15 protein-coding genes are annotated in these 15,345 nt (G+C 33.6%); 4 read left to right on the top strand and 11 right to left on the bottom strand.

What is annotated here, in order from left to right:
• Window positions 1–2: 2 nt before the first annotated feature.
• The 6 genes from Q7J54_00135 to tyrS are packed head-to-tail and all read right to left on the bottom strand — an operon-like array spanning window position 3 to window position 6,401.
• Window positions 3–965, bottom strand: coding sequence for a hypothetical protein (locus tag Q7J54_00135; GenBank protein MDO8739966.1), 963 nt, complete (start codon window positions 963–965; stop codon window positions 3–5).
• A 14-nt stretch (window positions 966–979) separates the two neighbouring features.
• The gene (locus Q7J54_00130; GenBank protein ID MDO8739965.1) at window positions 980–2,014 is read right to left on the bottom strand and encodes a phospho-N-acetylmuramoyl-pentapeptide-transferase; all 1,035 of its coding nucleotides are present in this window, start codon (window positions 2,012–2,014) and stop codon (window positions 980–982) included.
• A 19-nt stretch (window positions 2,015–2,033) separates the two neighbouring features.
• Window positions 2,034–2,999: a serine hydrolase gene (locus Q7J54_00125; GenBank protein MDO8739964.1), complete on the bottom strand. Its 966-nt coding sequence runs from the start codon at window positions 2,997–2,999 to the stop codon at window positions 2,034–2,036.
• Entirely contained in the window at window positions 2,992–4,455 is a 1,464-nt protein-coding gene (aspS, locus tag Q7J54_00120) for an aspartate--tRNA ligase (protein MDO8739963.1), read from the bottom strand. Before aspS ends, Q7J54_00125 begins: the two co-directional genes overlap by 8 nt.
• A 1-nt stretch (window position 4,456) precedes the next feature.
• On the bottom strand, window positions 4,457–5,170 hold the full coding sequence (locus Q7J54_00115; protein ID MDO8739962.1) for a hypothetical protein: 714 nt from the start codon (window positions 5,168–5,170) through the stop codon (window positions 4,457–4,459).
• Between the two features lie 58 nt (window positions 5,171–5,228).
• Window positions 5,229–6,401, bottom strand: a complete 1,173-nt coding sequence (gene tyrS, locus Q7J54_00110; GenBank protein ID MDO8739961.1) for a tyrosine--tRNA ligase — start codon at window positions 6,399–6,401, stop codon at window positions 5,229–5,231.
• Between the two features lie 165 nt (window positions 6,402–6,566).
• On the opposite strand from tyrS, the gene Q7J54_00105 reads away from it, so the two are divergent.
• Window positions 6,567–6,758, top strand: coding sequence for a hypothetical protein (locus tag Q7J54_00105; protein MDO8739960.1), 192 nt, complete (start codon window positions 6,567–6,569; stop codon window positions 6,756–6,758).
• A gap of 75 nt (window positions 6,759–6,833) precedes the next feature.
• Here the strand turns inward: Q7J54_00105 and murC are convergent, their stop codons facing one another.
• Both murC and thpR read right to left on the bottom strand, forming a co-directional pair.
• A complete protein-coding gene (murC, locus tag Q7J54_00100) occupies window positions 6,834–8,156 on the bottom strand; it encodes a UDP-N-acetylmuramate--L-alanine ligase (GenBank protein MDO8739959.1) in 1,323 nt (440 codons plus the stop codon).
• A gap of 34 nt (window positions 8,157–8,190) precedes the next feature.
• Window positions 8,191–8,769, bottom strand: a complete 579-nt coding sequence (thpR, locus tag Q7J54_00095; protein ID MDO8739958.1) for an RNA 2',3'-cyclic phosphodiesterase — start codon at window positions 8,767–8,769, stop codon at window positions 8,191–8,193.
• Between the two features lie 143 nt (window positions 8,770–8,912).
• On the opposite strand from thpR, the gene Q7J54_00090 reads away from it, so the two are divergent.
• The 3 genes from Q7J54_00090 to Q7J54_00080 all read left to right on the top strand — a co-directional run bounded on the left by Q7J54_00090 (window position 8,913) and on the right by Q7J54_00080 (window position 11,503).
• Window positions 8,913–10,055 carry a DPP IV N-terminal domain-containing protein gene (locus Q7J54_00090; GenBank protein ID MDO8739957.1) on the top strand — a complete coding sequence of 381 codons (1,143 nt, stop codon included), beginning with the start codon at window positions 8,913–8,915 and terminating at the stop codon, window positions 10,053–10,055.
• 183 nt (window positions 10,056–10,238) lie between these two features.
• Window positions 10,239–10,910: a hypothetical protein gene (locus tag Q7J54_00085; GenBank protein ID MDO8739956.1), complete on the top strand. Its 672-nt coding sequence runs from the start codon at window positions 10,239–10,241 to the stop codon at window positions 10,908–10,910.
• Between the two features lie 32 nt (window positions 10,911–10,942).
• Window positions 10,943–11,503 carry an elongation factor P gene (locus Q7J54_00080; protein MDO8739955.1) on the top strand — a complete coding sequence of 187 codons (561 nt, stop codon included), beginning with the start codon at window positions 10,943–10,945 and terminating at the stop codon, window positions 11,501–11,503.
• A gap of 61 nt (window positions 11,504–11,564) precedes the next feature.
• On the opposite strand, the gene Q7J54_00075 is transcribed toward Q7J54_00080, so the two are convergent.
• The 3 genes from Q7J54_00075 to Q7J54_00065 all read right to left on the bottom strand — a co-directional run bounded on the left by Q7J54_00075 (window position 11,565) and on the right by Q7J54_00065 (window position 15,220).
• On the bottom strand, window positions 11,565–14,000 hold the full coding sequence (locus Q7J54_00075; protein ID MDO8739954.1) for a type IV secretion system DNA-binding domain-containing protein: 2,436 nt from the start codon (window positions 13,998–14,000) through the stop codon (window positions 11,565–11,567).
• A gap of 176 nt (window positions 14,001–14,176) precedes the next feature.
• Window positions 14,177–14,566 carry a hypothetical protein gene (locus tag Q7J54_00070; GenBank protein ID MDO8739953.1) on the bottom strand — a complete coding sequence of 130 codons (390 nt, stop codon included), beginning with the start codon at window positions 14,564–14,566 and terminating at the stop codon, window positions 14,177–14,179.
• A 21-nt stretch (window positions 14,567–14,587) separates the two neighbouring features.
• A complete protein-coding gene (locus Q7J54_00065; protein MDO8739952.1) occupies window positions 14,588–15,220 on the bottom strand; it encodes a hypothetical protein in 633 nt (210 codons plus the stop codon).
• Window positions 15,221–15,345 lie beyond the last annotated feature (125 nt).

The following is a 15,345-nucleotide window of genomic DNA, read 5'->3' as shown; positions in this document are numbered from 1 at the left end:
GGCTAAACGTTAGAAGAAATTCTTCTAAATATTACAAAAAATAGAAAAATTAACACAATGGCTAATAAAATCCAGACGTACCAGCGTTTTAAAAAATTTACAAATGAAGATGGCTCTGCTTGAGAAACAACATTATTAGTGGCAACTGTCTGAAAATTAATTACCATCGAATCCGCTACAGAAAAAGTGCCAAAACTTGCTATTGCTGTAATTTGCTTTGCGGAAATTTGATTAATAATTGGCTGGGTTTTACCGATAAAAGTAATTATTTTTGACTGAATAGGAGAAAAGTTTCCCATATTAATGCCCGAAGTTATATTGCCATTAAGTTCCATTCCATCAATTTTTACTTCGCTAGTATTAGTTATCTCCGAAGGAATGTCTACTCTTATTGTGATATCGTTAACCAAATCATTTGATGTATTTTTTACTATTACAAAACAATTAATCATTTGATCAGCTGAGACAGTAATGTTTTTTGATAAATTTAAAGATTCATTTTTAGCTCCGCAAAAAGTAGACACATCAAGAGCTCTAATAAAAGGAATTGCCTGCACATTACAATCACCCTCGTTTACGCATTGACTATCTAAACAACTATCTTTTGTACACTCGTTATTGTCAGAACAGTTTTTATATAAATCATTAACAATTCCATTTGAGTCGCGCCAATATAAATTATTATCACTGCAACTTTTTTGAAAATGCTTTACATAAGAACTTTGAGATTCTATGCATTGTCCGTTTTGGCATCCGTTAAAACAATCTTTAACCCAGCTTTGCTGATTACCACACGAATCATACCAAAAAACAGAGTTGCCCACACATTTTAGCGTTGCATTTGGGCTACATAATCCAGGATATTGATATTGCCCCTGAACAATCTGGGGATGCCCTATTAAAAAAATACCACACGTGGCAAATATTACAGCGCTAATAATAATTAATTTGTGAATTATTTCCATATATTATGAATAAATTAATTTATTAATCTTATGGCAACTCCAATAATCGCCAAAACTATCCCAACAATCCATGCCCGCATAGTAATTTTATATTGTGGCCATCCAATCGCTTCAAAATGATGATGTATCGGAGAAGAAAGAAATATTTTTTTCTTTCTAAATTTCTTTGATAAAAGCTGAACTATCACAGACCCAGTTTCTAAGACTAAAAGTCCGGCAATAATTGGCAAGACAAAAACAGAATCAGTCAAAAAAGCCACTACTGATAATGTGGTAGTCAGACCCAATATGCCGGTTTCTCCCATATAAAATCTAGCGGGAGGTATATTAAACCATAAAAAGGTGAGCAAAGCTCCCGTAATTACAGCACAAAAAGTAGCCAAATCCACTTTTCCTTGGGAAAAAGCGATTATTGTAAATGCTCCAAAAATTGAAGCAAAAGTCCCCCCGGCCAACCCATCTAATCCATCTATAATTCCTCCTGACCAAGTAGCCGTCATTACCAAAATAAAAATCGGAATATAAAAATATCCAACAGAAATACTGCCAATAAGAGGAATCGTAATTACATCCCATCCTAATTTTTGATAAAACCAAATACTGCCGATAAATCCGATTAAAATTACAATAAAAATTCTTTTTTTTAATGAAAGTCCTCCGCCAATATATTTTCCTTTTCCAAAAACTTGTAAAAAATCATCTAAAAATCCGACCAATGAAGCAACTATTAAAGTAAACAATGGCAACCATGTTTGACTTCTTGATAAAAAATTAAAACCAGGAAACCAATATAAAATAAAAATAACTAAAACTACTGTTATCCAGATTAAAAGTCCTCCAAAACGAGGAACTTTTGTCTCTCTCTCTTTGTGAAGGTCATAAAAAACAGTAGCATTTTCACCGCTTATCGCTTTTATTCTTGCTTCCTTTTTCCAAAGTTTATTCTTATACAAAAAATTAATTAATAAGGGACACCAAAGAGCAGCTATAGCTGAGGCCATAGCCGCCGAACCTAAAACTTTAATAACATTAAAAGTAAATAGTGTCATTTTGTATTAGCTCTACTAATTACCACTTATAAGCAACGTTTAACCAATTAATTATTTTTTTCATTTCTTCCAATCTGTCTGCAGAACCCAAAACAACATGTATTAAATAATTTCCTTCAACCGGACTTTTCTCAACTACAAGAAAAGTGCCTTTGGCATAATTTGTAAAACCAGTTTTACCGCCAATAACTTCTGGTATTTCTCCTAAAAGCTTATTGGTATTTATCAATTTATGATGCAGTTGGCCATTATCTAAATATAAATCATATTCTTTTAACCCTATGATTTGCCAAACTAATGGATATTTATTTAATAAATGTTCTGTAAGAACTACCAAATCTTTTGCCGTAGAATAAGACCTCTCGTCTAATCCGCTGGAATCTGCAAAATGAGTGTTCTGAAGACCTATATTATTGGCTTCTTTATTCATTAAATCTACAAATTTGTCTTGTCCCATAACAGAGGACAAGGCGAAAGTCGCGTCATTACTGGATTCAATTAGAGTTGTATACAAAAGGTCTTTTGCTGAAAGCGTTTGCCCCGCTTTTAAATCACCCTGCTCGCCTTCTTGTAAAACATCTGATTCTGTTATGGTTATTTTTTCTTTCAAATCATAATTATTTAAAACTACTAAGGCCGTCATAAGTTTTGACAAACTGGCTATCGGCAGAATTTTTGTTTCATTTTTTTTAAAAAGAACTTTTTTTTGCACTAATAAATCCGTCTCAACTGAAATGGCTGCCTCTGCATCAATCTTTAAATCCTCTATTTGCCAATTTCTGTATGGAGATAAATTTTGAACAGTAGAAGATCCAGCCAAGCTAGCCAAAGAGTTTTGATAATTTAAGGCTACCTTTTTTTCAAAAAATCCATACAAACTTCCAAAGAACCACTGAAGAGCTCCTATAATTGTTGCCACTAAAAAAATAAACACGGCGAACAATAATATATTTTTAGCTAATGATCGTATATTAATCTTATCCATTGGACTTATTTTTAGCGGGTTTACGTAATTTTTTGCCCGTCAATTTTTTGGGATTTTTAGGTTTGGCAGAACTAACTCGTATGTGCAACTCTTCTAATTGTTTTTTATAAATCTCGCTGGGAGCCTGCATCATTAAATCCCTTCCGTCTCCCGTTTTGGGGAAAGCAATTACTTCTCTGATGTTTGGTTCTGAATGCAGAATAGATAAAATTCTATCAATACCAGGAGCAATTCCTCCATGGGGCGGAGCTCCATAAGTGAAGGCCTCCAACATATGTCCGAATTTTTCTTTAATCTCTTCTTTTTTGTAACCAATTATTTCAAATACAGATTCCACTGCTTCCGGCTTGTGATTTCTAATGCTTCCACCTCCTACCTCTGATCCATTTAGCACAATATCATATTGAGTTGTTAAAATATCTCCTATGTTTTTTTTATTTAACAAATCTTCTTTAAATTCTGGCTTTGCCGCAGAAAAGGGATTGTGGGTAAAAGTCCAGCCGCCGTTATCATCCTTTTCAAAAAATGGAAAGTCAATTACCCAGCAAAATGCCAGGAGGTCTTTATCTGATTTATTTTTGCGGAGGTCCGGCTTATCTGAATTATATTTTTTCATTGCCTCCTTGTAACTTAATCTTGGAAAAGGAACTTCCTGAATTTTTTTATTCGGATACAGATTTTTAATTAAAGTTATAAAAAGTCTTTCGGTTAAATTTATTATGTCTTCTTGTTCAACAAAACTCATTTCCAAATCAAGCTGAGTGTGTTCTATTTGGCGGTCACCTCTTGGGTCTTCATCTCTTAAACAACGAGCTATTTGAAAATATCTTTCAAAACCTGCAACTTGTAAAAGTTGTTTGTATTGCTGTGGAGATTGCGGAAGAGCATAAAAACTCCCCGGATGTAATCTTGAAGGAACAATAAAATCTCTTGACCCCTCGGGCGTTGATTTTGTAAGCATTGGCGTTTCAATTTCAACAAAATCTTCTTTGTCTAAAAAATCTCTAATAAATTTTATGACCGTGTTGCGAGCTATAAGATTATTTTTTAATCTTTCTCTTCTTAAATCCAAATATCTATACTTCATTCTTATTTCTTCGTTTATTTCATAACCTGACTGGTCAATTGAAAAAGGCAAAGTTTGCGCTTCTGACAAAATATTTAAAGATTCCACTGAAAGCTCAACTTCCCCTGTTTTAATTTTTGGGTTTATCATATTTTCCGGTCTCTTTACAATTTGACCTGTTATTTCCACCACCCATTCTGGCCTTAAGTTTTGAGCCAATTCATAAACCTCTTTATTTGATGGAACAAAAACTACTTGCAAAACTCCGCTTCTGTCGCGGAGGTCAATGAATAAAATTTTACCGTGGGCCCTTCTGCTGTTTACCCAGCCGGCAACTTTTACTTTTTCTCCTATATGTTTTGCTGTGTCTTTTACTAAAAATCTAGGCATATTAGTTTGTTTTTAAGCAAGCTTGAAGCTGTGGTTCTTGCGTCCATCCGCATTGGCCATTTATTTGTCTTTCGCATTTAGCATTTTTATAACATGCGTATTCTTTTTTATACATACAAATTGATACTACGCCTTCTTTATCGGAACAAATTTCTTTACTACAACCACCAATATAGCAATTACCTAAAGTTTTTAATTCTTTACTAATCGTGATTGTTGCTGTATTTTCGATCACATCTTTTAATTCAAATATGTATCCATTTTTAATTACTTTCTTTACGGTCGAAGTGCCAAGTCGAACTTCTTCTGGTAAATCACCTATATTCCCACCCATCATAGTAAAAACTGGTGAAAGCTCGCCAGCCTGTATGCAAACCACTCCTGGTTTACATCGTGAATCATTTATTTCTGTGAGTGTTACGGTTAATCCATCACTAAACTTAATTTGTTTGCTAATGGTAAAATTAACCAAACTATCAAAAGCCGATACTTCTTGTACTTCTGGACACTTGGTGAATTCGCAGTTAGGGCCCGTGCGACCGACAGAAGATCCGTCAGGACAAATTTTTGCCTCTTGAGTGCAGGCTACCGGATTTTCTCGTTTTTCTGTAAATAACGATTCGTTATAAATCAAATACAGCCCCAGAGCAATTATTGCTGTGAAAACTATAACTATAATTATTGCTAATGCTAAGTTGCCTTTTTCTTCTGCCATAAATTTTTTTTGCCCCCACACCATTTAGCCATTGGCAAAATGGTCGTGATGGGTTAATTTAAATTAATTCTAAAAATTTTCTGGGACCGACTTGAATTTTTGTTCCCGTAACTATTTTAATAATTTTTTGCCAATCTTCTTGAACTTCTCCATTTATTTTTACCGCTTTTTGTAAAATTAGTCTTTTTGCTTCGTTTTTTGAAGGCGTTAAATTAGTTTCTACTAATAAATCAAGAATGGGAACTTCTTTTTTTTCTATCTTAAACTCCGTAAAAGTCGGGTTTTTATCACGAAAAGTTTTATTAAATTCATCTTCTGTTTTTTGGGCTTCTTTCTCTCCGTGATACATTTTTACAATTTCATAAGCTAATCTTGATTTTTGGTCTCTTGGATTTGACATTTTTTTAATTTCCTCAATTTTAGACATTGGTAGGCGTGTAGTCAGTAAAAAGTACTTTATAATTAACTCATCTGGTAGCGACATTGTTTTTCCAAACATTTCTTTTGCATTATCCAAAAGGTTTATGGTATTGCCCCGACTTGAGCTCATTTTTCGGCCATCGGTCCCTTCAATCAATGGATTTGTCATAATATTCTGAGGCTCCTGATTATAATACCTCTGAATTTCCCTACCGGATAATAAATTAAAACGCTGGTCAGTTCCACCAAGTTCCACATCGGCTTTTACTGCAACGGAATCATATCCTTGCATAATTGGATACAACAATTCACGCACAGATACTCGCTTGCCTTCACGCAATCTTAAACTGATATTTTCTCTGCTTTCAAATTCATGCAAGCCAAACAAATCAGCCATTCTTCCAATTTCCACAAATCCAAGTTTTTTCAACCAACTGGAATTATATCTCAATTCGCACTTTTTCATGTCTAAAATTTTTCCGGCCTGCTTTGCATATGTTTTCATATTTTCTTTTATGGTCTTCGTATCCAGCATTGGTCGTTCGCTCTCTTTGTCAGAGGTATCTCCAATAATTCCAGTAAAATCACCTATGATTAAAACTATTTTATGTCCAAGTTTCTGAAAATCTTTTAACTTAAGCAAAGGTATAGCCCTGCCAACATGCATATTGGGACTTGTGGGGTCAATGCCTAATTTTATCCTTAATTTCTTGCCAGATTTTAGTTTTTTTTCCAAGCTTTCCCTTTCAATAACTTCCTCAACTCCCCTTTTAAGTATTTCGTCTATTTTTTCAGAATTTGTGTTAATCATGATTTTATAATGTAATCTTATTATACCTATTTTGTAAAAAAGTTAAAGGTTATATTAACAGCCGATTCTATTGACAAAAAAGAATAAAATCAATAGAATACAAAAGTATTCCTAAAGTTGGAATATATCTTTGCTCATTGTCAATCTTTTGTGAAAGGATTTAGAATGGATTCTCAAACAACGGAAAAAATTGAACTGCCAAACCAATGCTTGGGAGCTGGATGTACTGAAATGTTACCCAAGGGTAAACATACGTGCGATCGCTGTCAAAGAAAAATCAACCAAAGCAGTAAATTTGCCGCCAAAATGATGAGCAGCAAAGGGTTTCAAAAAAAATCAACCATTCGTGATTTTTAACACTCCCCTTTTATTTTCATTCCATTTCAATCTTTTCTTCTCAATATTTAGAGCTGACATGTGTCGGCTCTTTTTTTAAAACTTGTCTGCCAGTTTATAAATATCACCAGCACCCATAATTACCAAAATTTCTCCACTCTTTATATTTTCTTTAATATGGCTTTCTATGTCGCACAATAAAAGATACCTAACATTATTTTTATTAATTTTTTTAACTAATTCTTCTGAATTTACTTCAATATTAATCTTATTTTTTTCTCGTCCGGCAACATCAAAAATATCAGTAATTATAATATTGTCTATTTTTAAAGATTTAAAAGTTTTTACAAAATTTTCAAATAAATAATATGTCCTTTGATACTGATGTGGCTGAAAAACACACCAAATTTTTTTCTTTGGGTATTTTTCTCTTATAGATTTTAGAGTTGCTGAAACTTCGGTTGGGTGGTGTCCATAATCAGATATGACTATAATTTTCTTGCCTTCGACACTTCCCTGCTTTAAATCAAACCTTCTCCATGATCCTCTGTATTTTGATAGAACATCAAAAGATGTTTTATCTGGAACTCCCAAAGTTCTTGCTACTGTTAAAGTAGCCAATGCATTATAAATATTGTGTTTCCCTGGTATTTTTAATATTCTTTTAAACTTTTTTGATTCTTTTTGTTTTATTGAATAAAAAGTTATTTCGTATTTATTTTTTTTAGTTATTTTATTAATATTTTTATCTTCTTTATTAGCTACTAAAATATCGCCTTCCTTTAGGTGGCTTAAATACGATTTATAGGTTTTTTTAATATTATTTAAATTTTTATAGTAATCCAAGTGTTCTTTTTCAATATTTGTTAACACAATAATTTTAGGCCAATAATTCAAAAATGAAGCAAAATGTTCATCTGCTTCAATAACCAATATTTTGCTTTTGCCTGCTCTAAAATTTGTCCCTTCGGCAGGACTCAGGGCATGATTTCCAAATTCTTTAATTTTTGTGCCCACGATAACAGTTGGGTCAAGACCTGATTTTTCTAAAACCAAAGCAATCATTGATGTTGTAGTGCTTTTTCCGTGAGTACCAGAAACAGCAATTGTAAAATATTGTCTTGTTAGGTCTCCCAAAGCCTCCGGATAACTTTGCAGTTTGATTTTTAACTCTTTTGCTTTTTTGTATTCTGGATTATCCGGTCTTACTGCAGGACTGAAAATAACTAAGTTAGCATCAGTGCTTAAATTATATTCAGAATGAGGACCAATAATAATTTTAATTCCCTTTTCTCTTAAGAGTTCTGTAATTTCAGAAGATGCCAAATCAGAACCACTGACAACATGCCCTTTTGATAAATAATATTGAGATAATGCTGAAACACCTATCCCCCCAATACCGATAAAGTGAATTTTCATAAATTCTTAAATTTATCTAAGATAAACATTTAATTTAAACTTTTAAATTATGCGATTCTATCACTGTATATTCCGGTCCGCTTTTCTTAAAAACGCTTTCCATAACTTCAATTGATTCAACCGTAAAAACAAAATCTATATTTTCATTAACTTCTGGTCTTTCTATCGGATCAATTTTTTTCCATTCCCAACCAATAATTCTAGCTAAAGTAACGTGAGGATAGAATAATTTAGTTTCCGGAGCAAGCCGTACAATTTTAAATAATTTATCTTCCAGGTCAGCCTTTAAAAATGATAATTCTTTTGAGTTCTCTCCCTTAGCCCAAATCATTTTAGGAGCCTGCCCCAAATGAAGTTGAAATGGTCCATAAATAATTTTATTTAAATTGATACTAAAAAATTTATGTTTTTCTGAAACCTCTTTAACAGCCATGCATACTTCTCCTAATTCTTCGTCTGTTAAATTTCCCAAGAACTCTAAAGTAATATGCATATTGCCCAAATTAGTCCATTTTGCCGGTAGTTCTTGCCATTTGTCTTTATATAAGTTCAGTTGCTTTTTAATGTCGCTCGGTAAATTTATAGCGATAAAAATACGGTGTTTTATTTTCATAGCATTAGGTTAGTATATTAGATAGTCTAACAAAATAATTCAAATATCTCAACGATATTGACATATTGCCTTAATCATATATAATATACGTAGAGAGTAAATTACAGAACCTTTACAACTTTTGTTTTGCAAGGAGAAGAAACGTGAAAAAGATAACCTTGATATTCTCGCTGATTTGCCTAATTATTGGGCTAAACATCAACCTGCTGCAAGCAGACCAATGGCAAAATCGATCCTGGAAATCCAATCCCAAATGGTCTCCTCGCGGAGACAAGATTTGTTTCGTCTTAACCGAGACAAACGAATCATGGGAAAGTCACAAAAAAAGTCTCTGCGTAATAAACGACGACGGGACTAATCTGAAAAAACTTCCGGATACTTACCATGTTTTGAATGACAATTTTTATTGGTCTCCCAACGGAAACGGGATAGCCTTTGTAAAAAGAGGGCCTTCCACTGACGATAGCGGCGTTTACGTGATCGGCAAAAGCGGATCAAATCTTCGCCAGCTAGCTAAAATTGAGTATTGTCATAGCCAGCTTTCGTGGTCACCGGACGGAAAGCAAATTGCTTTTACGAAGGTTTCTCACAGCGGTATCGACAATACGCCCAATTTAGAGGAAATTTGCCTGATGGGTTCTAACGGAGTATTCCGTAAATTGACAAACGGCAGTCATCCTGTTTGGTCGCCGGACGGAAAGCAAATTGCTTTCACATTTGAAAAAATGAACGGCATCTCCTCAATGGGATACACCATTGGCGTCGTGAACGTTGATGAAGGAACAGAATACCATTTCACGGCAAAAGAAGCCTGGATTACCGAGCTCTCCCCTGATGATAGAATTTGCTGGCTGTCAGACAGCAGTAAATTTTTTTTCACATCAAGAGAGTATATCTTTTCAATAAACGCCAAGGACAGCGCAAACCGCAACCTTGCCGTTTACAACGGAGTAAACGAGTTCTCTTCCGACTTGTCTTTGTTCCCAGACGAAAAAAAACTGGTTTTCAACAACAACTTCGGCATCTGCGTGATGGATTTAAGCCATAGTCGTACTTACAGAAGCTACGGCTTAAACAAAACGCTTGAACACACCGGAGCGAAAATCAGTCTAAAAACTATAAAAAACATCGGCAACAACAGAGAAGACAAACATCCTTCGTTGTCACCCGATGGAAAAAAAATAGCATTCGTGAGGAACGGAGAGATTTGGACCATGAACCCCGACGGTTCAAAACAAACCCAAATCACAACTGGCGAAACGACCGAAAAAATCGCCAGGAAATAACAACCCTTGCAAAATTCAACGAGACCGAAAGCAAAAGCTAACGGTCTCTTTTTTATTGCAAAAAAAATGTTAAAATCAAACCATGAACCCCCACACCATAACGAGCAAGGGGTCCATGTATAAAATTAATAATAATTACCAACGAGCTAAGGTCATTAGATAATAAGCTCGTTTGGTGTGGGGGTGAACGAAGAAATATCAAAAATTTTCAAAGATATAATACATCTTTTAGAAATAAAAGGAGACAAAGCTTTGAACTATAAATTAAAGGCCTACAAAAACGCTATAAATATTTTAGATAACTTAAAAGTTAATATAGGTGAAATTTATAAAGAAAAAGGATTAAAAGGAATAAGAGATATTGGCATTGGCGAAAAAAATACTAAAAAAATTGAAGAGTATATAAAACGCGGAAAAATTAAAGATTTTGAAAAATTAAAAGAGGAAACTGCAATCCGCCAAATTATAACTTATTTTTTTGAGTCAAAGGGATTATCCTTGCAGGAATTAAAAGAAAATGCTAAAAAAAGAAAGATAATATATTCAAGATTTACAAAACCAGCAAAACAGCTTTTGGATTTAGCTGGCTCTACCGAGAAGGCCAAGGAAGCAATTAAAAAAGTTTCTCAATGGGCGAGCTCCAGAAAACTTGATTACGCTATTGAGACCGTTTTTAAGAAATGGCTTGAGTTAGACACTTTAAAGCCAAAAGAAATCGTAAAAAAACCATTTTATAAGGGAAGCCCGATGGTGTGGTCAGAATCAAAGAAAAAATGGTTTGTAATTTCAAAATACGGCGAATGGTTAGAATTTGCCGATAAAGAATCGACAATTGAGTGGAAAATAATAGAATAATAATTTTTGCGAGGCAATAATCTTTACTAAACATGCTTACTCATACAGATTTAAAAAAAGGAACGAGATTTATTTATGAAGGCCAACCCTGGGAAGTTTTAGAAGCCCAGCTTTTAAAAATGGCTCAAAGAAGGCCTGTTATTCAAAGTAAAATCAAAAATCTTATAAATGGCACTGTAAAAGAAAAAAACTTTCAGCAAGGAGATGTATTTCAAGAAGCAGAATTAGAAAAGAAAAATATCAAATTTTTATATTCCAACAAAGGTCAATATTTTTTTTGTGAAGAGAACGACCCTAAAAACCGATTTTCTTTCACAGAAGACCAAATTGGTAAACAAGCGAAGTTTTTTAAACCTAATTCTCTCGTTGAAGGCATACTTTTTGATGATAAGATAATTAATATTTCGGCCTCTATAAAAGTCCAACTAAAAGTTAAAGAATCTCCTCCAGGACTTAAGGGAGACCGAGCCCAAGGAGGCACAAAATTAGCCATATTAGAATCGGGAGCCGAAGTACAAGTTCCACTCTTTATTGAAGAAGGAGATGTTATTGAAGTAAACACAGAACTTGGCGAATATGTAAAAAGAGTATAAGTTATCTTATTAAAAAAACCGACCCATATTATTACAAGAGTCGGTTTTTATTTTAATTTTACTATATTGATGTTGTAAACGACCTCTCGCTAATTTCTTTTTCAACTACTGCTCTTGCTTTGCTGTATTTTAGTTTTGATATTTTTTTAATGGGTTCTACAATTTCTGGTTTGCCTTTCGTGGGTTTTATCACTTCAATTTTAAATGGAGTTGATGTTTTATTATTTATCATCATTTTTAAAATCAAATTAAAATTATCCAGGTTTACTAAGTCAAACCTTGAAAATTCCGGTTCAAATTGCTTTTCTAAAAATTCGGCGTCTTCTGCCCCGATACGATAAGCTCCAATTGTACCAACGTTTCCAAAAACAGCATTTTTAATTTGGTCAGTTAATTGAGGAATATACTGGTGGGCCATTATTAAGTTTAACTTATATTTTCTGGCCTCAGATAAAATTGTAGAAATACTATCTGTCGTAAAGTTTTGGAATTCATCAATATACAAATAAAAATCTTTTCTTTCTTCTTCTGAAATTCTAGCTCTCTTCATAGCTGCCATCTGCATTTTTGAAACTAAAATTAAGCCCAATAAAGAACTGTTCACTTCACCCGTTAATCCTTTTGATAAATTAGCCAAGAAAATTTTCTTTTCGTCCATTATTTTTGACAGGTCAAAACTGGAATGCGACTGACCAATTATATTTCTCATCATTTCGTTTTCAATGAATCTGCCAACTTTAGAAACAACATAACCCAACATATCGCTTTTTGTGCTCCCTGTGGTCTGCGCCCATTCTTTTAACCAAAAATTTCTGACAATTGGGTCTGTAACTTTAGTTAATTTCTCCTGTAAGAATGAAGCATCTGTAAACATTTTTGGGATTTCAACTAAAGTGCCTGGATTTTCTTTGTCGGCCATTAAAACAAGCATTGCATTTCTCATATAGTGCTCAAACATCGGGCCTATTATTTCTGGCGGGAACAATTTGTAAAAAATAGATATCATTTCTTGAACAGCAAAATCTTTTTGCTCTGGCGTATCATATTCAAGCATATTTAAGCCAGCTGGCCTTTCTAAATCAAACGGCTCAAACAAGACCACGTCGTCAACTCTTTCTTTTGGTATATACGATAAAATATCACCGATTAATTCACCGTGAGGGTCCACAACAGCCACCCCCTCTCCATTTTCAATATCTTGCCTTATCATTTCTTTTAATAAAGTGGTTTTACCAGTTCCAGTTTGACCAATAACATAAAAATGCCTTCTTCTGTCTTCTCTTGATGCAAAATAAACCTTTTTTTCATCTCCGCGAAAAACAACTCTGCCAATTAAATTAACTCCATTTTCAGGCAAATCAGATGGAGGCGCCGCTACTCCCGATTTTGCTGCCTTAATATAAGGAGTTTCAATAAAATGAGTAGGAAAATGATAAATACTAGACAGCTCTTCTAAATTTAAGATATTGGTTTGTTTTGGATTAAAGTTCCTAAATGTAAAATCATAAATTAGCTTTTTAAGCTCTTTTTTATGTACATTTTGGGGTTCCAAACTATTTATTGCTGAAAGCGAAAATTGTGAAAAAGCGCTCTGTAAATGCAATAAAATTTCTTCTGCCCTGTCTTTGGTTCTTGCAGAAGTTATTATTCTGATATTTGTCTCAAACGACTGTTTTTGAATTTTTCTTTCAATGGCGTCGTAATCTCTTTGGCTAATTCCTTGCTGTTTATTTTTTGTATCTTCAAATATCTTATCTTTATCCTTTGTGCTTGCTGGACCCCTAATTAAATCTTCGGCAACTTTAAATGAACCGGCTCTAAAAACTTCTGCAATAGCAACTTTAGCCGACTTGCCTTCTCTAATTCTTGTCAAAACCTTTTCTCCCTTTTCCCTTAAATTAAAACCAGTCAACGGTCTGATTATCACTTGAACTGCGGCCCCTTCTTTATCTGATATTTTACTTAAATTATTCGTAATAGTTGAAAGAGGGTCTTTCTCTAAATTTTGATAAGTGCTAATTGGAAATAATGAATTTTCTCTTAGTTTTAAATATGAACCGACTGTCACTCCCTGAGGTTCAAAAATAGTATAATCTTGAGGAATTTTTTCTACTATTGCCCTTGGATATACTCCTTGAACATATTTTTCAAAAGCAGTATCTAAATATTTGGGCACAGCAACATAAAAAGAAATATCTTTACCGCCAATTTGCGAAGCGATTTCAAGAGCCACACAAGGAGGCTCCTCAAACATTTTAGTTTTTTTAAGATACAGGAAATTAGATAAAATCTGCTCCATCTGGGAGATTAAAACTTTTTCTTCTTTTTGCATTAACTCGTCTTTTTTGAAATCATTTTTTGGCATCATAACCAAAAAAAGAACGGTTTCCAATCCGCCCAACATCGCGCCTTTACCACTTTTTTCTGTCTTTAAAGCAAAAACAAATCCTAATAAAATTAAGATGAAAATTAAAACTAATATGTACAACAAATACATAAATTATCCTTTTTAATTAGCCCTCCTGACTAAAGATTTTCCTATTGCAATATTAATATTTCAGCTACAAATTTGTAATATCTCGTCGGCTTATACTCTGTATAAACCTCCTCGCTCTTCTAAATTTTCGCTTTGAAATCTTAACATTTCATAACGGAAACCTTTAATCAGCAGGTCTATTTTAAAAATTGTTTATAGTCTGACCAATTTTTAACTAATATGTCGTGGAAAGTATCTAAAATATATGGGTCATTCATTTGCTGTGCGGCTCTGACCGCAAAAACTATTCCCTTATTTTTAGTAATTTCTAACAAATGCTCAATTTTTTCTTCTTCTCCTAATGCCTGTATTTCTTTTGCTTTTTGAGACGCTTCTTCTTTTAAATTATCGTCTAACTCCATCATAGATATCTCCCTTTTCAATGATTCTTTTGTGATAATTTCTTCTCTTGATGTTTCTATTTTTTCCGGAGTTTTTTTTATTCCCTCTGGGGAAAATTCTATTTTCTGTTCAGGAGACAAACTTTCACTGGAAGGCTGTTTTATTTTTTCTTTTTCATCTGTCATAGATATATTGGTCTCTTAAAATTATTGAGTCACCACCAGGTCTATAAGCGCTGTTTCTTTATTTCTATCGTCAGTTGAATAGGTCGCAATGCCCTCCTTTTTAAAGGCAGAAACATTTATTTTCAAACCAGTGGAAATTCGCGACACCTCATATATTTTAACGCAAGGAGTGGCGGCAAATTCTGGTTTTAATAAAGCTCCGCATAAATTAGGATCTGGCTGCCAGGCATCTGCTACATTGTCTAATGGCACAAAATTTCTTCCCTCCGAATCAACTATATTTCCTATGTCCCAAACTCTTTCTGGTATGTTTTCTTTTCCTTTATTCTGGGCTCCAATTGTGACTATTATAAATTTTTCCGTGGTAGTTAAATCTTTTTGCCAGTCAGAAAACCTAGATTTTGAGCCAGCCAGAATTTTACCAACATCTCTTGCTTCCTGAAATGTAAATTTAATATTTCCTAATGTTGCTTCGTATACTACTTTCGGACCGGTCGATTGGTCTGTAACTGGCTTTGGCGGAGCAGTAGTCGCTCTCAAAACTACATAAACAATTATAACTGCAACAAAAACAATTATTGCCAAAACCAAAAGTAATCTTGACACTTGTCCTGACTGTAAAGATAGTTTTGGATATCTGCTAAATTTTTTCATATTTATATATTTTCAAAATAGTATTATATTCTCTAATTCTAACTCTCTATTGATTGTTTTGCAAACCACCTTTGTATTAATTCTGCTGTTTTATTAAAATATATCGCCACTTGCCGTATTGGTCT

The sequence above is a fragment of the Candidatus Woesearchaeota archaeon genome (assembly GCA_030651135.1).
Classification (GTDB): Archaea; Nanobdellota; Nanobdellia; order Woesearchaeales; family JACPBO01; genus JACPBO01.
Note: the sequence above shows the minus strand (reverse complement) of the source record. Positions and strands in the feature narration are given on the sequence as shown.